The following is a 20,187-nucleotide window of genomic DNA, read 5'->3' as shown; positions in this document are numbered from 1 at the left end:
GGCGGCCGCGCGCGGCGGCTATTCTACTAAAATCCGGGCTGGCACTGTGCCAGAGGGATTTCGCCATTTATCGCCTGCGCCGGCGCACCGGCGGGCCACGCCCGAGCGGCCGGCCCCGGGAGCCCGTGCCAGAGCCTGTGGTGAAGTCGGCGGTGCCCGCGGGCTGCCGGCAAAAGAATTGGGCGGACTAGTCCAGCACGCCCTGCAGGATGGCGTAGACGAGTCCGGTGCCCACGGCGACCAGCACCATGTCGGTACCCAGGCGTCGCCATTCGTAGCCGGGATAGTCAGGCAACTGGCGGGCGATGTCCGGGGGCAGGGCGCGGCCGTAGCCGGCTGGCAGAGGACGCCCACGCTCCAGACGCAGACCCGGGGGCAGGTCACCCCCACGGCCGATCTGTCCCCGCAGCGCCTTGATGCGCTCCCGCGCCGGTCCCAGATCGGGCGGCCCGCCGGCGGCCGGTCCGGCACCCGGACGACCCTGATCATGCGCCTTGGGACCGGGTCCCTGGCCCTTGGGACCACCCTGTTCCTGCCAGCCCGGCCCGTGCGGTCCCTTGGGCCCGCCAGGTTCGTGATCCGGCGGCGCGGCCAGGGCCAGGTTACAGGTCAGACAGAAGGCTGCAGCAGCGAGGAGGGTACGCATGGGGGGCTTTCCTCATGGGGGACGAGGGTGGCGGTTATCCCCTTGGAGTCCGATCGCGGAAAAAGACTCCCGGGTCATTCACGGATGCGCAGCCTGTGGATAAATCGGGGATAAAATCGGTATAACTTCATGAGAAATCCCTAATCTCAGCCATGGACCAAATAAAAAGCCTTTAGTATCAATGGATTAAAAAGACGATCGGCTGGCTATCGAATCCGCTTTTTGTGGATAAAGCTTGAGACCCCCTGCGCTGAAGCCTGTTTTCATCGCTGCAGAAGTCCTATGCGGATCGATTTCACTCGACCCAAAAACAGCAAGACCGCGCCCGGGTGATCCCGGGCGCGGTCTTGTCGAAGGTCACCGCTGCCTAATCCGTCTTCTTCAGCTTGGGATTAGGAAAGAACTGCACGGCCTGCACGGTGGGATCGGGCTTCTTGGGCTTGAGCGCCCTGATATTGACTCGCGTCGGCAATTCTTTGGGGACCGAATTGCCGCGCTCGTCCAGGGTGTCGCTGTAGCCACAGGAGACGCACTCGCGATGGGGCGTGCCCTCCTGGGTCCACATCTTCAGGGTGTCCTGCGCCTGGCACGCCGGGCAGACCGCCCCGGCGATGAACCTCTTGCGGATCGGCTCGCTCACGCCGCCTCCTCGCTCAGCCCGGAATGGCGGAGCAGGGCGTCGATGCTTGGCTCGCGACCGCGGAAGTCGACGAACAGCACCATGGGGGCCTGGGAGCCGCCGCGGGCCAGGATGGCTTCGCGGAAGGCCCGGCCGGTTTCGGGGTTGAAGACGCCTTCCTCCTCGAACTTGGCGAAGGCATCGGCGGACAGCACCTCGGCCCACTTGTAGCTGTAGTAACCCGCCGCATAACCGCCGGCGAAGATGTGCGCGAAGCTGTTGGGGAAGCGGTTGTAGGCCGGCGGCCGTACCACCGAGATCTCGTCGCGGATGCCTTCCAGCACCTCGCGCACGCTGCGGCCATCGCCGTGGCTGGCATGCAGCTCGAAGTCGAACAGCGAGAATTCCAGCTGGCGCAGCATCATCAGGCCGGACTGGAAGTTCTTGGCCGCCAGCATCTTGTCCAGCAGCTCTTGGGGCAGCGGCTCACCGGTCTCGTAGTGACCGGAGATCAGCGCCAGGCCCTCGGGCTCCCAGCACCAGTTCTCCATGAACTGACTGGGCAGCTCCACCGCATCCCAGGCCACGCCGTTGATGCCGGAGACGCTGGCGTGCTCGACGCGGGTCAGCAGGTGGTGCAGGCCATGGCCGAATTCGTGGAAGAGGGTGGTTACCTCGTCATGGGTGAGCAGCGCCGGCTTGCCGGGGCTGGCCGGGGTGAAGTTGCAGACCAGGTAGGCCACCGGATCGATCAGCCGACCCTGGGCATCGCGGCGCTTGTCGCGGGCACCGTCCATCCAGGCACCGCCACGCTTGTTGGCGCGGGCATAGAGATCGAAATAGAAGCGACCGATGGAGGTGCCGTTTTCCTTGATCTCGAACAGGCGCACATCCGGATGCCACTTCTCGAAGTCGCGCAGCTCGGCGATCTCGATGCCATAGAGCTTCTGTACGGTGGCGAACAGGCCGGACAGCACCTTGTCCACCGGGAACCAGGCACGGACCTCTTCCTGGGACAGGGAATAGCGCTGCTGGCGCAACTTTTCGGCGAAGTAGCCGGTGTCCCAGCTCTGCAGATCCTGCACGCCCTGTTCGGCGGCGAAGGCGCGCAATTCTTCCAGGTCGCGCTGGGCGAAGGGCTTTGAGCGCACGGCGAGGTCGCGCAGGAAACCCAGCACCTGGTCGCTGCTCTCGGCCATCTTGGTGGCCAGCGACAGCTCGGCGTAGTTGGCGTAGCCCAGAAGGCGGGCCAGTTCCTGGCGCAGGTCGAGCAATTCCTCCATCACCGGGCCGTTGTCGAACTGGCCGGCGTTGGGACCCTGTTCGGAGGCGCGGGTGGCATAGGCGGCATAGACCTCTTCACGCAGGGCGCGGTCGTCGGCGTAGGTCATCACCGCGTAGTAGCTGGGGAATTCCAGGGTCACCAGCCAGCCGTACAGCTCCTTGGCCTGGGCGGCGGCCTGCAGCTGGGCCTTGGCCGACTCGGGCAGGCCGGCGAGGGCGGCTTCGTCGGTGAGGTGCTTGGTCCAGGCCTGCGTCGCGTCGAGCAGCTGGTTGGAGAACTTGCTGCCCAGCTCGGACTTGCGCGCCTGGATGGCGGCATAGCGCTGCTGCTCGGCTGGCGGCAGATCGATGCCGGACAGGCGGAAGTCGCGCAGGGCGTGTTCCAAGGTGGTCTTCTGACCGACGTCGAAGCCCTTGGCTTCCTCGCTCTCGGCCAGGCGGCTGTAGGCCTGGAAGAGGTCCTTGTTCTGGCCGATCTCGGTGGAATAGGCCGACAGCTTGGGCAGGCAGGCCTCGTAGGCGGCGCGCAGCTCGGCGCTGTTGCACACGGCGTTGAGGTGGCCGATGGGGCTCCAGGCCTGGCCCAGCCGATCGTTCAGCTCGTCCATCGCCAGCACCAGGCCGGCCCAGGTGGGGTGTTCCTTCTGGGTCTCCAGCAGCTTGGCCAGGGCGGCACGGTTCTCGGCCAGGATGGTATCGATGGCCGGCTCGACGTGCTCGGGCTTGATGGCGGAAAAGGGCGGCAGGTCATGGGACTGAAGCAGCGGATTGCTGGCGCTCACGGCGTTCCCCTCGGGGCGATGGCTTTGACAGTTATATATGGAGCCCATCCTAATAGGTCTCAAGACCCTTCCGACGAGAAAAGGTATCTATCGTGACCATAAGGACCTTCCAGGGTAAGACCCCGCAACTGGGCGAACGCGCCTTCGTCGACGCCACCGCGGTGGTGATCGGCGACGTGACCCTCGACGCAGACAGCTCGATCTGGCCGCTGACGGTGATCCGTGGCGACATGCATCGCATCCGCATCGGCGCCCGCACCAGTATCCAGGACGGCAGCGTGCTGCACATCACCCACGCCGGCCCCTTCAACCCGGACGGCTATCCCCTGCTGATCGGCAACGACGTCACCGTCGGCCATCAGGTGACCCTGCACGGCTGCACGATCGGCGACCGGGTGCTGGTGGGCATGGGCAGCATCGTCATGGACGGCGCGGTGGTGGAGGATGACGTGGTGATCGGCGCCGGCAGCCTGGTCCCGCCGGGCAAGCGGCTGGAAGGCGGCCATCTCTACGTCGGTCGCCCGGTCAAGCAGGTGCGACCGCTGGAGGAAAAGGAACGCGCCTTCTTCACCTACAGCGCCGGCAACTACGTGAAGCTCAAGGACCAGCATCTGGCCGAGGGGTATGGGGAGGAGGGGGCGTAAGCGTTGCGATAACTGGTCGGGTTGGGTTGGGTTGAGTACAGCACCGTAGCGTGGAAAACGGCGCAGCCTTTTCCACGGATGACTTCATTGCGCAGGTACGCCCTCACCCCAACCCTCTCCCAAGGGGAGAGGGGGCTATCAAAGCAGGCGTCCATCTCCAGCATCTCCGGCCCGATTACGATCAGCCGTTATACCCAGCCCGTAGGAACGGCACCTGGCGCAATAGCACAGTAGCGTGGAAAACGGCGCAGCCTTTTCCACGGGTGACTTCATTGCGCGGGTACGCCCTCACCCAACACTTTCCCAAGGGGAGAAGGGGCTGTCAGAGCAGGCGGCCATCTCCAGTTGGTAGGTTGGCTTGAGCGCAGCGAAGCCCAACGCTCGGCTACCCCCGCAGCGGACAAGCTTCACCCAAGCGCGAATACAGCACCCCACGCAACGCCTGCAATTCGTCGATGCGCGCTTCTATGACCCTGAGCTTGTCGCGCAGCAGTTCTTGCAGATAGGCATCCGGATCGGCGGCGCGCTCGACGTCCTTCAGGTTGGCGGCGATTTCCTGCAGGCTGAAACCCAGTCGCTGGGCGGTGCGGATATAGCCCAGCCATTCCACGGCTTCGGGTGGATAGTCGCGATAGCCGTTGGCCCGCCGCCGCGCCTGGAGCAGTCCCTGGCGCTCGTAGAATCTCAGGGTGTCGCGACTCAGGCCGGTGGCCTGGGCGAGGGTGCCGATCCGCATCCGTTCTCCTTGACCCTGGACCTTGCTCCAGGGTCGACACTGGACTTCCTCTCGTTCAAGGAAGTCCGTCCATGTGGAAGCTTGCGCCCTATCTGCGACTGGTCCGTGCCAGCGCCCTCTATGATCTGCTGGTCACCGCGCCCTTCGCCACCCCCTGGAGTCTCGCCTGGCTGCTACGACAGCTCGACGAGCTCGGCCAGGCATTGGGCCTGGCGCCCCTGGCGGCATTCCCGCCGGAAGCCCTGCTGCTGGGCAATCTGCTCGGCTCCCTGGTGTGCGTCTGGGCGGTGCTGCGCCTGGCCAAGCCTTCGCTGCTGCTGGGACGCTACGATGCCGTCGCCAGGGGCCTGTTCGGCCTCTGGCAGGCCTGGGCGCTGTACCAGGGCGCCAGTCCCTTGCTGGCGGTGTTTCTGCTGGTCGAAATCGGCTTCGGTATAGCCCAAGCTTGGCCGGTGTCTCCTGTATCCCGCGGCGTTCAACCTCAAGTGTTGGGCTGACGCCTGTCCGTCGGGCTTCGCCATACCCCACACAGCAAGACTCTCAATCGCGGCCGTGGCTGTCCGCCGATACGGCTGCTCCTAACTGCGTGCGCTGCTGTGCTGTCTCATCGCGGCCATGGGCCGCTCCTACAGAGGTTATATATCCCGTAGGAGCGGCCCATGGCCGCGATTCGAGCCCCTAGCAACGGCGGCCTTGGCATGCCCAGTATGGCCCTCGCCCAACAAGCCGCGCCTTGCCCCTCACCCCAACTGCCGCCTTAACTCCGCCAGCACCGGCGCGCTGTCGGGGCGCACGCCGCGCCAGAGTTCGAAGGCCTCGGCGGCCTGTTCCACCAGCATCCCCAGGCCGTCCAAGGTGTGGAAGGCACCCTCGTCCAGGGCCCAGCGGTTGAAGGGGGTGAGGTCCTTGCCGTACATCATGTCGTAGGTCACCGTCTGTGGACCGATCACCGCTTCCGACAGCGGTGGGCGACCGCCCCCGAGACTGGCCGAGGTGCCGTTGATGATGACGTCGAAGGACGCTCTCAGGGTGGAGAAGGCCGCCACCTCGATCGTCCCCAGTTCGGCGAATTCCCGCGCCAGTTGCACCGCCTTGAGCTCGGTGCGATTGGCCAGCACCAGTTGCTCGGGATTGCAGGCCAGCAAGGGCTCCAGCACGCCGCGTACGGCGCCGCCGGCGCCCAGCACCAGGACGCGCTGACCGGCCAGCTGCAGACCGGCGTTGACCGTGAGATCCCGCACCAGCCCGGCGCCGTCGGTGTTGTCGCCGAGCAGGCGACCGTTGCCCTGGCGCTTGAGGGTGTTCACCGCCCCGGCGCGGCGCGCACGCGGGGTGAGTTCATCGCACAGCTGGTAGGCCTCTTCCTTGAAGGGCACCGTGACATTGGCGCCCAGGCCGCTCTGGAAGAAGCTGCGGGCGCTTTCGCTGAAGCCGTCCAGCGGCGCCAGCAGCGTCCCGTAGTGCAGGCGCTGGCCGGTCTGGTCGGCGAACAGGCTGTGGATCAGCGGCGACTTGCTGTGGGCGATGGGATTGCCGAAGACGGCGTAGCGATCCATGGGTCTATCCTGCGGGCGTCGGGGCGAGTGCGAGCCAGTCGCGGTCGGTGAGAAAGAAGTCGGTCAGGCGCGCTTCCGGCGAGCCGGGCACGGGTTTCCAGTCATAGCCCCAGCGCACCTCGGGCGGCAGCGACATGAGGATGGACTCGGTGCGCCCGCCGGATTGCAGGCCGAACAGGGTACCGCGGTCATAGACCAGGTTGAATTCCACGTAGCGGCCGCGGCGATAGGCCTGGAATTCCCGCTCGGCCTCGCTGTACGACTGGTGGCGGCGACGCTGGACGATGGGCAGGTAGGCGTCGACGAAGGCATCGCCGATGGCGCGCTGGAAGGCGAAGCAGGTGTCGAAGTCCCAGTCGTTCAGGTCATCGAAGAACAGGCCGCCGATGCCGCGCGGCTCGCCCCGGTGCTTGAGGTGGAAATAGCGGTCGCACCAGGCCTTGTAGCGCGGATAGACGTCGGCGCCGAAGGGCGCGCAGGCGTCATGGCAGACCTGGTGCCAGTGCACGCAATCGGCCTCGTTGCCGTAGTAGGGGGTGAGGTCGAGACCCCCGCCGAACCACCAGACCGGCGCCTCGCCGGGCTTTTCGGCCAGGAAGAAGCGCACGTTGGCATGGGCGGTGGGGATATGGGGATTGCGCGGGTGCATCACCAGGGAGACACCCATGGCCTCGAAGCTGCGCCCGGCCAGTTCCGGGCGATGGGCGCTGGCCGAGGGCGGCAGGCTGTCGCCATGCACATGGGAGAAATTCACGCCGCCCTTTTCCAGCAGGGCGCCCTCGGCGATCACCCGGGTGCGGCCACCACCGCCGGTCGGCCGGGTCCAGGCGTCTTCGACGAAAGCGGCGGCGCCATCCTCGGCTTCCAGTGCGGCGCAGATGCGCTCCTGCAGATCGAGCAGATAGGCCTTGACGGCCTCCAGGGAGGGATTCATCGCAAGGATTTCCACAACAGGCGGGGAGGGCGGAAAGCATAACACCCGTATCCGACCGGTTGACGCGGCCCGCGGTTGCGGCTTGGATGAAGGCTCACCCCAAGAGAGCCCGGCCAAGGGCTCCAACCAGGAGATACTCAAGCATGGCCCAGCGCATCCAGTTCAGCCGCACCGGTGGTCCCGAAGTACTCGAACTTGTGAATTTCGAACCCGCCGCGCCCGGCCCCGACGAGGTGCAGGTGCGCAACCATGCCATCGGCCTCAACTTCATCGAGACCTACTACCGCAGCGGCCTCTATCCGCCGCCGTCGCTGCCCTCCGGCCTGGGCACCGAGGGCGCCGGGGTGGTGGAAGCGGTCGGCAGTGCGGTCACCCGCTTCAAGGCCGGCGACCGCGTGGCCTATGCCACCGGCCCGCTGGGCGCCTATGCCGAGGTCCATGTGCTGCCCGAGCGGCATCTGGTGCACCTGCCGGAAGCCGTGTCCTTCGAGCAGGGCGCCGCGGTCATGCTCAAGGGGCTGACGGTGCAGTACCTGCTGCGCCAGACCTATCCGCTGCAGGCCGGCGACACCGTGCTGTTCCATGCCGCGGCCGGCGGCGTCGGCTCCCTGGCCTGCCAGTGGGCCAAGGCCCTGGGCGTGCGCCTGATCGGTACCGCCGGCTCGCCGGAAAAGCTGGAAAAGGCCAAGGCGCTGGGCGCCTGGGCGGTGATCGACTATCGCCAAGAAGACGTCCCGGCACGGGTCCGCGAATTGACCGACGGGGCCAAGGTGCCGGTGGTCTACGACGGCGTCGGCAAGGACACCTGGGAGATGTCGCTGGACTGTCTGGCGCCCCGCGGCCTGATGGTCAGCTTCGGCAACGCCTCCGGCGCGGTCACCGGGGTCAACCTGGGGATCCTCTCGCAGAAAGGCTCGCTCTATGTCACCCGGCCGACCCTGGCCACCTACGCCGCCTCGCCCGAGGCCCTGCAGGACATGGCCGATCAGCTGTTCGAGCTGATCACCGATGGCCGCATCCAGGTGGACATCGGTCGGCGCTATCCACTGGCCGAGGTGCAGGAGGCGCATCGGGCGCTGTCGGGTCGTGAGACCAGCGGCTCGACCATCCTGTTGCCCTGAGACAAAACGCCCGCACGCCTGGCCGGGAAATCGTGACGGCCATTAAGTTTCCCGCAGCCAGGCGGCACGACGGGGGTAAACGCCGGTCTATGTCGGACAGTCAGGTCGTCACGGCCTTGACGTTCTTTCAAGAATCGGCCGGATCGCTGCCCTTGTCATGCCTATCTCCAGCCCCCTCGCCAGCCTGCTCGACACCGCCACGGACACGGCACTGATCACCCTGACCGCCGACGGGCGGATCGGGCAGTGGTGCCCGGCCGTCGCCCGGCTGCTGGGCTGGACGGCGCAGGACTGGCTTGGTGAATCCATCGTCGGCCTGCTGCTCCCCGAGCCGCCGGCCGACGGCTGGCTGACCGCCCTCGAACGCTGCCAGACCCAGGGCCTGCGCCACCGCGACGGTCACCTGGTACGCCTCGACCTGCACCTGGTGCCGCTGCGCCGGGAGGACGTTGCCGTGGGCTGGTTGCTGCACGTCTGGCAGGCCCCGGCGAGCCGGGCTCGCTTCGCCGCCCGCCGCAGCGCCGAGCGCGACCTGCCGCAACGCCTGCAGGCGCTCGGCGAATGGTCACGGCGTCTCAGCGGCACCACGGATCTCGCCGCCCTGCGGCTGTGCGCCACCCAGGCCCTGCGCGACCTGGCCGACGATCCCCAGGCGCGGCTGCTGTCCGGGGCCGAGGCCGGCAGTCCGCCAGCGGGTCAGTTGCTCATCCCATTCGGCCCGGCCACTCAGCCCCTGGGCTATCTGCAGCTGGGCAGCGCCGTCGAGGCGGACACCCGACTGCTGCTGGATCAGTTGGCCCTGCTGCTGGGCGCCCTGCTGGTGCGGCAGCAGACCCAGGATCAGGCCCGACACCTCGAACGGCGCCTGTCGCTGGAACAGGGCCTGCTGGCCAGCGTGCTGCAGCAGGCGCCCCTGGGCATCTCCATCACCGAGGCCGGCAGCGAAGAAGCGGTGATGCTCAACGACCGGGTCGACATCCTCCTGGGCAAGCGTCCGGCCGGCGAAACGCTGGACGAACGCTATGGCGCCATTGGCGCCCTGCACGCCAATGGCCAGCCCTATGCGGTGGACGACTATCCCACGGTACGGGTGCTGCGCAGCGGCCAGGCAGTGGCGCCCGAGTTGATGCGCTATCGGCGACCCGACGGCAGCATCCGGCTGCTGGAAGTATCCAGCGCACCGGTCCGCTCGGCCACCGGCGAGGTGATCGCCTCGGTCACCCTGTTCGATGACGTCCAGCAGCGGGTCGATGCGGAAACCGCCCTGCGCGAACACAGCGCGCGCCTGGCCAGCCTGATCAACCAGGCGGCGGTCGGCATCTGCCAGACCGACGCCCGCGGGCGCATCCTGCTCGCCAATCGCCGCTATTGCGAATTGCTCGATCGCAACGAGGTGGGGGTGCTGGAGCAGACCCTGCAGGCCCAGACCCATCCCGAGGATCGGGCTGTCCTGGAGCGCCATCTCGACACCCTGCGCGAGCGCGGCGACAGCTTCAAGCTGGACCAGCGCTTCCTGCGCCCCGACGGTTCGGTGGTTTGGGTCAGTCTGCATGGCTCGCCGCTGCAATCGGAAATCGGCCAGGAACTGTCGGTAAGCCTGGTGGTGGTCGATCTCACCCAGCGCAAGCAGGCCGAAGCCGCGCTGCACCTGTCCAACCAGCGCTTCCGCAATGCCGTGGAGGCGGTGCAGGGGGTGGTCTGGACCACCAATGCCCAGGGCCATCTACTCGGCGAACAACTCGCCTGGAGCACCCTGACCGGGCAGAGCTATGCCCAGTATCACCAAGACGGCTGGGCCGATGCCCTGCATCCCGAAGACTCATCCCGCACCCTGCGTCGCTGGCGCCTGGCGGTGCAGCAGCAGGTGGACTTCCACGACGAACACCGCCTGCGCTGTCGCGACGGCCAGTGGCGCACCTTCAGCGTGCGCGCCCTGCCGGTGCGGGAGAACGGCGTGGTCTGCGAATGGGTGGGCGTGCACACCGACGTCAGCGAGATCCGCATGGCCGAGCACCGCCTGCGGCGCCTGGCCGAATTGCTGGAACAGCGGGTCCACGAGCGCACCGTCGAGCGTGACCGCATGTGGCGCGTGGCCGACGACCTGCTCGGCGTCATCCAGGGACAACGCTGGCTCAGCCGCAATCCCGCCTGGGGCCGCACCCTGGGCTGGGACGACGAGGAATTGCGCCACCAGCCGCCGACCTCGCTGGAGCATCCGGACGATCCACCGGTGTTTCCGCGCCTGGCCGCCCTGCGCCACGGCGAGGTGCTCAGCGATCTGCCCGGGCGCCTGCGTACCCGCGACGGCGCCTGGCGCCACATGATGTGGAAGGCCACCGCCGATCACGACGGACGCATCTATGTCTTCGGCCGCGACGTCACCGTCGAGCACGATGCCGCCCTGGCCCTGCAGAATGCCGAAGCGGCCCTGCGCCAGGCGCAGAAGATGGAAGCCATCGGCCATCTCACCGGTGGCATCGCCCACGACTTCAACAACCTGCTCACCGGCATCAGCGGTTCCCTGGAGTTGCTGCGCCGGCGTCTCGACCAGGGTCGCCATGACAACCTGCAGCGCTACCTGGACACCGCCGAGCAATCCGCCACCCGCGCCGCGGCCCTGACCCATCGCCTGCTGGCCTTCGCGCGCCGGCAGACCCTCGATCCGCGGCCGGTGGACGTCAACGACCTGATCCTGTCCCTGGAAGAACTCTTCCAGCGCACCCTGGGCGAGCGCATCAGCCTGCGCAGCAGCCTCGCGTTGCAGCTACCGCCGGCGCGCACCGACACCAACCAGCTGGAAAACGCCCTGCTGAATCTGGTGATCAACGCCCGCGACGCCATGCCCGAAGGCGGCCAGCTGACCCTGGAAACCGCCCTCGATCACCTCACCGACCTGGCCGCCGAACACGACCTGCCGCCGGGCGACTATGTGCGTCTGACCATCGCCGACACCGGCAGCGGCATGCCCGCCGAGGTGGTAGACCGCGCCTTCGATCCCTTCTTCACCACCAAGCCCATCGGCCAGGGCACCGGCCTGGGCCTGTCGATGCTCTATGGCTTCATCAAGCAGTCCGGTGGCCACGTGACCCTGGAGAGTGAATTGGGCAGTGGCACCCGGGTCAGTCTCTGGCTGCCCTGTGCCCAGCCCGAGCGGCCGGCGGCGAGCGCGACGCCCCAGGCGGCCATCGCCCAGAGTCGGGGCGAACGCCTGCTGCTGGTGGAAGACGATGTCTCGGTGCGGCTGCTGTTGCGCGAGATGCTCACCGAGCTGGGCTATCGCGTGCGCACCGCGGCCAGTGCATCGGCGGCGCTCACCCTGGTCGACGGCGACCTGCCCTGTGACCTGCTGATCACCGATCTCGGCCTGCCGGATCTCGATGGCGCCGAGCTGGCAGGGCGCCTGCGCGAGCGCTGGCCGGAGCTGCCGGTGCTGTTCGTCAGCGGTCACGCCGAGCGCCCGACGCCGAACGGCGAGCCCTCGCTGGCCAAGCCGTTCCAGATCGATGCCCTGGCGCGGTTGCTGCGCCAGCTGCTGGACTGACCTAGGGTCGGAAGACCTTGCCGGTCACCAGGTCGCGAATCACGCTGGGATTCTTGCGCCCGCCCAGTTCACCCGTGAGGATGCCGTCCAGGCCATTGGGAAAGTATTGCTGAACCCGCAACCGCGTGCGGGCGGCCGGGCGACCGGCGGGATTGGCCGAGGTGGAGATCAGCGGCCCGGTCAGGGCGCAGAGTTCGCCCACCAGGGGATGCTCGGAGACTCGCAGCGCCACGGTGGCATGGGCGCCGGTCACCCAGCCGGGCAGGCGATTGTGGTGCGGCACCAGCCAGGTGTTGGGCCCCGGCCAGGTGCTGGCCAGCTTGGCCAGGGACTCTTCCGGCAGATCGTGCAGCAGGAAGTCGAACTGGCGGATGTTGTCGGCCACCAGGATCAGACCCTTTTCCATGGGCCGATGCTTGAGCATCAGCAGGCGATAGACCGCGGCCTGATCCCAGGGATCGCAGCCCAGGCCCCAGACGGCCTCGGTGGGGTAGGCCAGGACGCCCCCCTCGCGCACGATTCGCGCCGCCTGCCGCACTCGCCAGCTGTTGTGCATCGCCTTGCCTCCGCCAAATCCCTGAAGTCTACCCGAGCGCGCCGCCGATGCCAGTCATCCCCCGCTAGCCGAGGCGACACCAGCTGCCCTGCTGCGCCACGATCCGGCCTTCCAGCTCCAGTTCGGTCAGCTGGACCAGCACCTCCGGCAGCGACAGCTCGCAGAGCCGCGCCAGTTCTTCGCTGTTGAGCGGTCCGGCGGCCAGCTGGCGCAACAGGGGATGCTCCTCGACCGCCGCGGTGGTAGCGAGCGGGGCCAGGCTACGCCAGCCCTGCAGGGCTTCGAGAATGTGTTCAACGCCTTCCACCAGCTGCGCGCCCTCGCGGATCAGCTGGTGACAGCCGCGAGCCCCGGGATGATGAATGGAGCCGGGCAGGGCGAACACCTCGCGGCCCTGTTCGGCGGCCAGGCGCGCGGTGATCAGCGAACCGCTGGAAGGACTGGCCTCCACCACCAGGGTACCCAGGCTGAGACCGCTGATGATCCGGTTGCGCCGTGGAAAGTTGCCGGCCTGGGGCGTGCAGTCCAGTGGCAACTCCGAGACCAGCACGCCGCCCTCGGCCAGCAGGCGCCGGGCGAGCCCCAGGTGCCGGCGCGGATAGAGCTGCCGCAGGCCGGTGCCGAGCACGGCGACCGTGCCGCCGCCGGCCTCCAGGGCGCCCTGGTGCGCCGCGCCATCGATGCCCAGCGCCAGGCCACTGGTGATGCAGAAGCCGGCCGCGGCCAGGCTGTGGGCGAAACGCCGGGCATTGTCCAGCCCCTGGGCGCTGGCCTGACGACTGCCTACCAGGGCCAGTTGCGGTCGTTCGAGCAACCCGACCCGTCCTTCGACGAACAGCAGCGGGGGTGGATCGGCGATCTCGGCGAGCAGCGCCGGATAGCGCTCGTCGCCCAGGCAGAGCAGGTGGCGTTCGGGGCCGTCCAGCCAGGCAAGGGCCTGGTCGACCCGTTCGCGGGTGGCGGGACTGCGGCGGGCCTCTGCGGCCACCGCCGGCAGGCGCAGGGCGCGCCAGGCGGAGGCCGGGGCACTGAGGGCGGCGCTGGCGCTGCCAAAGGCGTCCAGCAGCAGGCGCTGGCGCACGGCGCCGAGTTCGGGGAGTGCGTGCAGGCGCAGCCGAGCGTCCAGCTCGGCAGGGGAGAAGCTGGCCATGGTGTCGTCCTTGAGGGTGGCCGGTCGCCGTCCTGGCGACCCGGGAGGGGATTAGGGGTTGCGCACCTTGTCCATGATCGCCAGCTGGCGGGTGGCGGTCAGGATCAGGCCGTAGCTGATCTTGTCGTAGGTGCGAAAGACCATCAGCAGGCCGGCGCGCTCGTCGGGGATCTTCACCAGCTCGCCGGTGATGCGATCACGCACCGTCTCGCCGGTCTTGTAGACCGCCAGCACGTTGCCCTCGGCCAGGCCGTCACGAGCGCCCTTGTTGAGGGTCACCACATCGAACTGGCCGACCTGGGTGACGCCACGCGGCACATCGAGGATCAGGCCATTGATGTCGCGGGCCGGGGCGCTGGGCATGAAGGTGGAGTTCACCAGCCGCTCCTCGGTGGGGAACAGCCGGTCGCCCAGGCGCACCTCCTGGGTGGTGCGCGTCAGGCGCAGGGTGGCAATGTCGCCCTCCTGGGCGACCAGATCGGCGCTGCCGATGAAGTCGCCATTGATGCCGAGGAAGGCGCCGGTCTTGGGATCGACATAGGTCTTGCCCTGGCGGTAGATGCCGTAGGCCGAGACCCCCGGCTGCAGCTTGCCGCGCACATAGATGCGATCGCCGGCGCCGCTCACCACCCGCTCGGCGTTGCCGGCCACCACATAGGGCGCCGCCTGGAACTGTTCGGCCGAATCGATGGCGCGATTCTGCAAGAGGAAGCTGTTGACCGCTTCCAGCGGAATGGCCGGGATGGCTTCGGCGATGGGCGTGCTGCGCACCGTGGGCGACAGCTTGACCGTGCCGCGCGAGGCGCCGCGGTTGAGCTGCAGGCGCGGCTGACCGTCGACATAGCTCAGCACCAGGGTGTCGCCGGGATAGATGAGATGGGGATTCTTGATCTGCGGATTGGCCTGCCAGATCTCCGGCCATTCCCAGGGTTTGCTGAGGAATCTGGCGGAGATGTCCCAGAGGGTATCGCCGCGAACCACGGTGTAGCTTTCCGGGTGATCCTGACGCAGGGTGACCGCTGCGTACGCCGACTGCAGGGCGCCCCCTGCAACCAGCAGCAGGGCGAACAAAGATTTCCTCATGCGTCGAATCCCTTTACACTCTTGGCCTTGAAGAACCGTCTTCACGCAAACGTCGGGGAATCGCCCCAGTCGTGCCCTGATCGCCACCTTTGTCGGCACCGGGCAGCGCAGGCGCTCATCCCCGTCGACCGACGTCATCCACCACTCGGGACCAGCCCGAGCCGGGTGGAAACAACGCTGCGGCATCTTAGCAGCGCCCCTTGACTGTATTCCACAAGTGCCCTCAACGCCATGGCGATCCTAGACATCCTCGAATTCCCCGATCCCCGCCTGCGCACCGTCGCCAAGCCCATCGACACGGTGGACGACGCCCTGCGCCAGACCATCGACGACATGTTCGAGACCATGTACGAAGCGCCCGGCATCGGCCTGGCCGCCACCCAGGTCAACGTGCATCGCCGCCTGGTGGTGATCGACGTCAGCGAAGACAAGAGCGAGCCGCTGGTCTTCATCAATCCCGAGGCCGAGCCGCTCACCCAGGAACTGGGCGAGTATCAGGAAGGCTGCCTGTCGATTCCCGGCTTCTACGAAAAGGTCTGCCGCCCCGAGCGCGTCCGGGTCAAGGCCCTGGATCGCGACGGCAAGCCCTTCGAGCTGGAATGCGACGGCCTGCTGGCGGTGTGCATCCAGCACGAGATCGATCACCTCGACGGCAAGCTGTTCGTCGACTACCTGTCGCCGCTCAAGCGCGATCGCATCAAGAAAAAGCTCGAAAAGCAGCAGCGCCACAAGGCCTGATCGCCCTGGCGGACGGCGTCTTCGGCGTCCGCCGCTCGCCCTTTCCGCCAGGTCCGCCATGTCCAGATCCCTTCGCCTCGTCTTCGCCGGAACCCCGGAATTCGCCGCCGTGCACCTGCAGGCGCTGATCGATGCCGGTTATCCCATCGCCGCTGTCTATACCCAGCCGGATCGCCCCGCCGGGCGTGGCCAGAAACTGGCCATGAGTCCGGTCAAGCAGTTGGCGCTGAGCCACGGCATTCCCGTGCAGCAGCCGCCGACCCTGCGCGATCCCGCGGCCCAGGCCACCCTGGCGGCGCTGGAACCCGATCTGCTGGTGGTGGTGGCCTACGGCCTGATCCTGCCCCAGGCGGTGCTCGACATCCCGCGCCTGGGCTGCATCAACAGCCATGCCTCGCTGCTGCCGCGCTGGCGCGGCGCGGCGCCCATCCAGCGCGCCCTGGAGGCCGGCGATGCCGAATCCGGGGTCACCGTGATGCGCATGGAAGCCGGTCTGGATACCGGTCCCATGCTGAGCAAGGTGAGCACACCGCTGACCGCCGACGATACCGGCGGCAGCCTGCACGATCGCCTGGCCAGCCTGGGCGCCGCCGCCGTGGTCCAGGCGCTGCCGGGTCTGGCCGACGGCAGCCTGGCGGGCGAGGTGCAGGACGATGACCTGGCCACCTATGCGCACAAGCTCAACAAGGACGAGGCCCGGCTGGACTGGGGCCGTCCGGCGGTGGAACTGGAGCGCCGTATCCGCGCCTTCGATCCCTGGCCGCTGTGCCACACCGCCCTGGCCGGCGAACCCCTCAAGGTCTGGGCCGCGGAGCTGGCCGCAGGGCAGGGCGTTCCCGGCATGGTGCTGGATGCCGATCGCTCCGGCCTGCTGGTCGCCTGCGGCGAAGGCGCCCTGCGCCTGACCCGGCTGCAGCTGCCCGGGGGCAAGCCGCTAGGCTTCGCCGATCTCTACAACGCCCGTCGCGAGCGCTTCGCCCCCGGTCAGGTGCTGGGTCTATGAATCCGCGGCTGGCAGCTACCCGCGCCCTGGCGGCGGTCCTCGCCGGCCGCGCCTCCCTCGGCAGCAGCCTGCCCGAGCAACTGGCCAAGGTCGATCCGCGTGACCGCGCCCTGGCCCAGGATCTGGCCTTCGGCACCGCCCGCTGGCAGCCGCGCCTGTCGCTGCTGGCGGAAAAGCTCATGGATAAACCCTTCAAGGCCGGCGACCGCGATCTCGAAGCGCTGCTGCTGATCGGGCTCTACCAGCTGTTCCACACGCGCATCCCCGCCCACGCCGCCATCGGCGAGACGGTGGGCTGCGTCGACAAGCTGAAGAAATCCTCGGCCAAGGGCCTGCTCAACGCCGTGCTGCGCCGCGCCCAGCGCGAATACGACAGCCTGCTGCCGGCCCTGGAGCATGACCCAGCGGCGCGCCTGGCCCATCCGCGCTGGCTGCAGAAAGCCCTCAAGGCGCGCTGGCCGGAGCACTGGGAAGCCATCGCCAGGGCCAACAACCTGCACCCGCCGCTGATCCTCAGGGTCAATCGCCGCCAGGGCAGTCGCGATGCCTATCTGGCCGAGCTGGCCGCCGCCGATATCGACGCCGTGCCCTGCGCCTTCAGCGCCGACGGCATCCGCCTGCTGCAGCCCCAGGACGTCACCGCCTTGCCGGGTTTTGCCGCGGGTCGCTTGAGCGTGCAGGACGAAGCCGCGCAGCTGGCGGCCGAACTGCTGGAACTGGCGCCCGGCCAGCGGGTGCTGGACGCCTGCGCCGCGCCCGGAGGCAAGACCTGCCATCTGCTGGAAAGTGAGCCGGGGCTGGCCGAGGTGGTGGCGCTGGACGCCGATGCCGGCCGCCTGCAGCGGGTCGAGCAGAATCTGGCGCGTCTGGGCCTCACCGCGCGCACCCTGGCTGCCGATGGCCGTGCCGTGGCCGACTGGTGGGACGGCACGCCCTTCCAGCGCATCCTGCTGGACGCCCCCTGCAGCGCCACCGGGGTGATCCGCCGCCATCCGGACATCAAGCTGACCCGCCAGGCCAGCGACATCGCGCCCCTGGTGCAGCTGCAGGGCGAATTGCTGGACGCCCTCTGGCCGACGCTGGAGGTGGGCGGCATCCTGGTCTACGCCACCTGTTCGGTGCTACCGGAAGAAAACAGCAGCAACCTCGCCGCCTTTCTCGCCCGCACCCCCGGCGCCCGCGAACTGGACATCCCCGCTACCTGGGGCCTTGCCCAGCCCCATGGTCGCCAGCTCCTGCCGCAGCCCGACGGCCATGACGGCTTCTATTACTGCAAGCTGATCAAGATCGCCAAGTAGGAGACCTCACCATGCTCGAATCCCTGGAGAAGATGCTCGCCCGCGGCCAGGACAACGCCCTGCTCAGATTCGGTCTGGGCAAGGGCTATCTGGATGCCGGAGAGCCTGCACGGGCGATCGAGCACCTGGCGCGCTGCGTCGAATTCGATCCGACCTATTCGGCGGCCTGGAAGCTGCTGGGCAAGGCCCATGAGGGGAGTGCCGACCTGGCCAGCGCCGAGGCGGCCTGGACCCAGGGCCTGCAGGCAGCGCAAGCCAGGGGCGACAAGCAGGCGGAAAAGGAAATGACGGTGTTTCTCAAGCGCCTGGCGCGCCGCGCTCAGTCCTGATCGCGGAGGAATCTGAGGCCCGCGCCGTCACCGTCGGTGCGCATGACTTCCATGGTCACCTTGGGCGCTTCGATCGGCAGGTCGAGCACCTGGCCGACCACGCGGGTGCCTTGCGGCAGCCGGGTCAGCTCGGGGTGCACCACATAGACGCCGCCATCGGACAGGTCACGGGTCTCGCCGACGATCTCGCCATCCGGATAGGCGATCCACAGCCGGCACTTGAGCGGGGTACGGGTATGCTGGCGCTGATCGCGCGAATTCATCGCCTGACTCCCTGGCTTAGGCGCTCCCTTGAGGTCCTGGCAGCTTCCGGCAAAGCCCGGCGCCTGTCAGCCGCGCACCGACCGAACGGTGCTGGCGAAGCGCCGAGCGATAGGTCATAGGACCACCGCCTGCCCCTCAGCGCCCGGGCAGGACCCGGGCGCTAGACCTCAGTACCACTTCTCCTCGCCATCCGGGCGATTCTTGAATCTCTTCATGCTCCACATGTACTGGGTCGGATAGCGCCGCACGTAGCCGGCCAGCACCTCGCTCATGGCGGCCACCGAGACCTCCGGATCCGGGTCGTACATGGCCGGCGGCGCGGCTTCCAGGATCACCTTGTAGCCGCTGCCGTCTGCCAGGCGCACGGCATGGAAGAACACCCCGCGGGCCTTGCCACGCGCCAGCAGCGAGGGCACGAACTTGCTGGTCAGGGCGGTGGTGCCGAGGAAGGGCACGAAGAGGCCGGCGCTGCGACTCGGCTCGGGATCGGCCGGAATGCCCACGGCGCCGCCGCGCCGGACTTCCTTGATCACGCTGATGATGCCTTCCGGGGTGGAGGGCGCCACCCGATTGCCCAGCTGTACCCGCTGGCGCTTGAGCAGCTCGTCCACCGCCTTGAGCTTGGGCGGCCGGTAGAAGATGATCGGCTTGGCGTGGGAGCAGTAAAAGTGGTTGAGCAACTCCCAGTTGCCCAGGTGGCTGGTGATGCCCACCACGCCATCGCCGGAGGCCAGGGCTTCCTGCAGGACGTCCATCCCTTCCACCTCGCGCACCAGGCGCAAGGAACGCTTCGGCGACCAGATCCAGGCGCAGGCGCTTTCGGTCAGAGTCTTGCCGATGCCGCGCAGGCACTCGCGCGACAGCCGTTCCAGACCGGCGGCATCGAGTTCGGGAAAACAGTGGGCGAGGTTGATACGGGTGACCTTGCTGGCGCGGGTCGGCAGCTTCCACATGCACCAGCCGATGAATCCACCCAGGCGCTGCACCAGCGGCCAGGGCAGCAGGGCGAAAAGGCGCAGGAAGGCGATCATCAGCGCGCCTTTGAATCTTTCCAAAAGAGGGGCTCCTGTCTGAATGCCCAGACAGTTTACCGTCTACAGACCCCGGAAACGTTAAGAAAGCGTAAGGTTCGCGCCAACTGGCAGCTATACATTCGACTTTTCCTGCAGCTCTGCCGACGCAGACGCCAATTCGCCATGGCGGTCGCAGTCGAGGGTATGGTCCATGACCAGGCCCATGGCCTGCATGAAGGCATAGCAGATGGTCGGCCCGACAAAGGTGAAACCGGCCCGCTTGAGCGCCTTGCTCATGGCCTCGGCTTCCGGGGTGATCGCCGGTACCTCGCTGCGATCACGGAAACGATTGATGCGCGGAGTACCGCCGACAAAGGACCACAGCCAGCCGGCAGGGTCTTCGAGGCGCAACCAGGCCTGGGCATTCTGACGAGCGGCGCGCAGCTTGGCGCCATTGCGGATGATGCCCGGGTCCTGCATCAGCACCGCGATCTCGGCATCGCTCAGTTGCGCCAGGCGCCTGGGATCGAAGCCATGCAGCACCTGACGATAGCGCTCGCGCTTTTTCAGCACGGTGATCCACGACAGTCCGGCCTGGAAGCCCTCCAGCAGGAGGAATTCGAAGAGCACCGCCGGATCGCGCTGGGGCACGCCCCACTCGTGGTCGTGATACTCGATGTACAACGGATCGGCGGTGCACCAGAAGCAACGCGGCATGGCGAAGACTCGGTCGAGGAGGGAAGGCCTCACCTTAGCGCAATTGCCCGCCAGCGGAGACAGCCCGTCCGGACTACCCGGCCAGCCGCCCGGCCGCGACACGCGCCCCATGCGGGCGACGGCGGCTTTCGGCTATACTCCCCGGCTTTTCGTCGCAGCCGAACGGGTATTTT

The 20,187-nt window shown here is 67.7% G+C and carries 20 protein-coding genes and 2 pseudogenes; 10 read left to right on the top strand and 12 right to left on the bottom strand.

The genetic code is table 11. From position 1 onward, the window contains the following. Nucleotides 1-187: 187 nt before the first annotated feature. From POR01S_RS23985 to prlC, 3 genes are all read right to left on the bottom strand, one after another. Nucleotides 188-646, bottom strand: a complete 459-nt coding sequence (locus POR01S_RS23985; protein ID WP_042135005.1) for an anti-virulence regulator CigR family protein — start codon at nucleotides 644-646, stop codon at nucleotides 188-190. A 367-nt stretch (nucleotides 647-1,013) separates the two neighbouring features. Beyond that, nucleotides 1,014-1,286, bottom strand: coding sequence for a YheV family putative zinc ribbon protein (locus tag POR01S_RS07895; RefSeq protein WP_042135003.1), 273 nt, complete (start codon nucleotides 1,284-1,286; stop codon nucleotides 1,014-1,016). After that, the gene (gene prlC / locus POR01S_RS07890; protein WP_156045012.1) at nucleotides 1,283-3,379 is read right to left on the bottom strand and encodes an oligopeptidase A; all 2,097 of its coding nucleotides are present in this window, start codon (nucleotides 3,377-3,379) and stop codon (nucleotides 1,283-1,285) included. Before prlC ends, POR01S_RS07895 begins: the two co-directional genes overlap by 4 nt. Before the next feature lie 44 nt (nucleotides 3,380-3,423). Between prlC and POR01S_RS07885 the strand changes: the two genes are divergently transcribed. Continuing rightward, the gene (locus tag POR01S_RS07885; RefSeq protein ID WP_042134999.1) at nucleotides 3,424-3,975 is read left to right on the top strand and encodes a gamma carbonic anhydrase family protein; all 552 of its coding nucleotides are present in this window, start codon (nucleotides 3,424-3,426) and stop codon (nucleotides 3,973-3,975) included. A gap of 385 nt (nucleotides 3,976-4,360) precedes the next feature. Here the strand turns inward: POR01S_RS07885 and POR01S_RS07880 are convergent, their stop codons facing one another. Beyond that, nucleotides 4,361-4,711, bottom strand: a complete 351-nt coding sequence (locus POR01S_RS07880; RefSeq protein ID WP_027598742.1) for a MerR family transcriptional regulator — start codon at nucleotides 4,709-4,711, stop codon at nucleotides 4,361-4,363. A gap of 71 nt (nucleotides 4,712-4,782) precedes the next feature. Here POR01S_RS07880 and POR01S_RS07875 point away from each other — a divergent pair, with 71 nt between their 5' ends. Then, entirely contained in the window at nucleotides 4,783-5,208 is a 426-nt protein-coding gene (locus POR01S_RS07875; protein WP_042134997.1) for a hypothetical protein, read from the top strand. A gap of 243 nt (nucleotides 5,209-5,451) precedes the next feature. Here POR01S_RS07875 and aroE read toward each other — a convergent pair whose 3' ends face one another. Then, nucleotides 5,452-6,267: a shikimate dehydrogenase gene (gene aroE, locus POR01S_RS07870; protein ID WP_042134995.1), complete on the bottom strand. Its 816-nt coding sequence runs from the start codon at nucleotides 6,265-6,267 to the stop codon at nucleotides 5,452-5,454. A 4-nt stretch (nucleotides 6,268-6,271) separates the two neighbouring features. Beyond that, a complete protein-coding gene (gene hemF, locus POR01S_RS07865) occupies nucleotides 6,272-7,201 on the bottom strand; it encodes an oxygen-dependent coproporphyrinogen oxidase (RefSeq protein WP_042134993.1) in 930 nt (309 codons plus the stop codon). Between the two features lie 143 nt (nucleotides 7,202-7,344). Here hemF and POR01S_RS07860 point away from each other — a divergent pair, with 143 nt between their 5' ends. The 4 genes and pseudogenes from POR01S_RS07860 to POR01S_RS24260 all read left to right on the top strand — a co-directional run bounded on the left by POR01S_RS07860 (nucleotide 7,345) and on the right by POR01S_RS24260 (nucleotide 11,863). Next, complete coding sequence (locus POR01S_RS07860) at nucleotides 7,345-8,322, top strand: NADPH:quinone reductase (protein ID WP_042134991.1); 978 nt, start codon at nucleotides 7,345-7,347, stop codon at nucleotides 8,320-8,322. Between the two features lie 157 nt (nucleotides 8,323-8,479). Further along, nucleotides 8,480-10,963 (top strand): annotated as a pseudogene (locus tag POR01S_RS07855) (PAS domain S-box protein); the annotation flags it as partial. 198 nt (nucleotides 10,964-11,161) lie between these two features. Then, a pseudogene (locus tag POR01S_RS24265) lies at nucleotides 11,162-11,404 on the top strand (ATP-binding protein); the annotation flags it as partial. Further along, complete coding sequence (locus POR01S_RS24260; protein ID WP_371099477.1) at nucleotides 11,405-11,863, top strand: response regulator; 459 nt, start codon at nucleotides 11,405-11,407, stop codon at nucleotides 11,861-11,863. A gap of 1 nt (nucleotide 11,864) precedes the next feature. On the opposite strand, the gene tsaC is transcribed toward POR01S_RS24260, so the two are convergent. From tsaC to POR01S_RS07840, 3 genes are all read right to left on the bottom strand, one after another. Continuing rightward, nucleotides 11,865-12,419, bottom strand: coding sequence for an L-threonylcarbamoyladenylate synthase type 1 TsaC (gene tsaC / locus POR01S_RS07850; RefSeq protein ID WP_042134987.1), 555 nt, complete (start codon nucleotides 12,417-12,419; stop codon nucleotides 11,865-11,867). Between the two features lie 64 nt (nucleotides 12,420-12,483). Then, complete coding sequence (gene dprA, locus POR01S_RS07845) at nucleotides 12,484-13,569, bottom strand: DNA-processing protein DprA (protein ID WP_042134985.1); 1,086 nt, start codon at nucleotides 13,567-13,569, stop codon at nucleotides 12,484-12,486. 51 nt (nucleotides 13,570-13,620) lie between these two features. Further along, a complete protein-coding gene (locus POR01S_RS07840) occupies nucleotides 13,621-14,652 on the bottom strand; it encodes a LysM peptidoglycan-binding domain-containing protein (RefSeq protein WP_027598734.1) in 1,032 nt (343 codons plus the stop codon). Nucleotides 14,653-14,883: 231 nt separating this feature from the next. Here POR01S_RS07840 and def point away from each other — a divergent pair, with 231 nt between their 5' ends. Genes def through POR01S_RS07820 form a run of 4 tightly spaced genes read left to right on the top strand, consistent with a single transcriptional unit; the run spans nucleotide 14,884 to nucleotide 18,020 of the window. Further along, the gene (def, locus tag POR01S_RS07835; RefSeq protein ID WP_007160149.1) at nucleotides 14,884-15,390 is read left to right on the top strand and encodes a peptide deformylase; all 507 of its coding nucleotides are present in this window, start codon (nucleotides 14,884-14,886) and stop codon (nucleotides 15,388-15,390) included. Between the two features lie 58 nt (nucleotides 15,391-15,448). Next, complete coding sequence (gene fmt / locus POR01S_RS07830) at nucleotides 15,449-16,393, top strand: methionyl-tRNA formyltransferase (protein WP_027598733.1); 945 nt, start codon at nucleotides 15,449-15,451, stop codon at nucleotides 16,391-16,393. Next, entirely contained in the window at nucleotides 16,390-17,691 is a 1,302-nt protein-coding gene (rsmB, locus tag POR01S_RS07825) for a 16S rRNA (cytosine(967)-C(5))-methyltransferase RsmB (protein ID WP_042134983.1), read from the top strand. The genes fmt and rsmB overlap by 4 nt, the downstream gene beginning before the upstream one ends. A gap of 11 nt (nucleotides 17,692-17,702) precedes the next feature. Then, entirely contained in the window at nucleotides 17,703-18,020 is a 318-nt protein-coding gene (locus POR01S_RS07820; protein ID WP_027598731.1) for a tetratricopeptide repeat protein, read from the top strand. Here POR01S_RS07820 and POR01S_RS07815 read toward each other — a convergent pair. From POR01S_RS07815 to POR01S_RS07805, 3 genes are all read right to left on the bottom strand, one after another. Next, on the bottom strand, nucleotides 18,011-18,283 hold the full coding sequence (locus POR01S_RS07815; protein ID WP_007160145.1) for a PilZ domain-containing protein: 273 nt from the start codon (nucleotides 18,281-18,283) through the stop codon (nucleotides 18,011-18,013). The two genes, POR01S_RS07820 and POR01S_RS07815, sit on opposite strands and share 10 nt — an antisense overlap. Before the next feature lie 168 nt (nucleotides 18,284-18,451). Next, the gene (locus POR01S_RS07810) at nucleotides 18,452-19,339 is read right to left on the bottom strand and encodes a lysophospholipid acyltransferase (RefSeq protein WP_027598730.1); all 888 of its coding nucleotides are present in this window, start codon (nucleotides 19,337-19,339) and stop codon (nucleotides 18,452-18,454) included. 90 nt (nucleotides 19,340-19,429) lie between these two features. Then, complete coding sequence (locus POR01S_RS07805; RefSeq protein WP_027598729.1) at nucleotides 19,430-20,014, bottom strand: DNA-3-methyladenine glycosylase I; 585 nt, start codon at nucleotides 20,012-20,014, stop codon at nucleotides 19,430-19,432. Nucleotides 20,015-20,187: the final 173 nt, after the last annotated feature.

The sequence above is a fragment of the Pseudomonas oryzihabitans NBRC 102199 genome (assembly GCF_000730625.1).
Taxonomy (GTDB): Bacteria; Pseudomonadota; Gammaproteobacteria; order Pseudomonadales; family Pseudomonadaceae; genus Chryseomonas; species Chryseomonas oryzihabitans.
The sequence above is the reverse complement of the archived record's forward strand: the minus strand, read 5'-3'. Positions and strand labels throughout refer to the sequence as shown.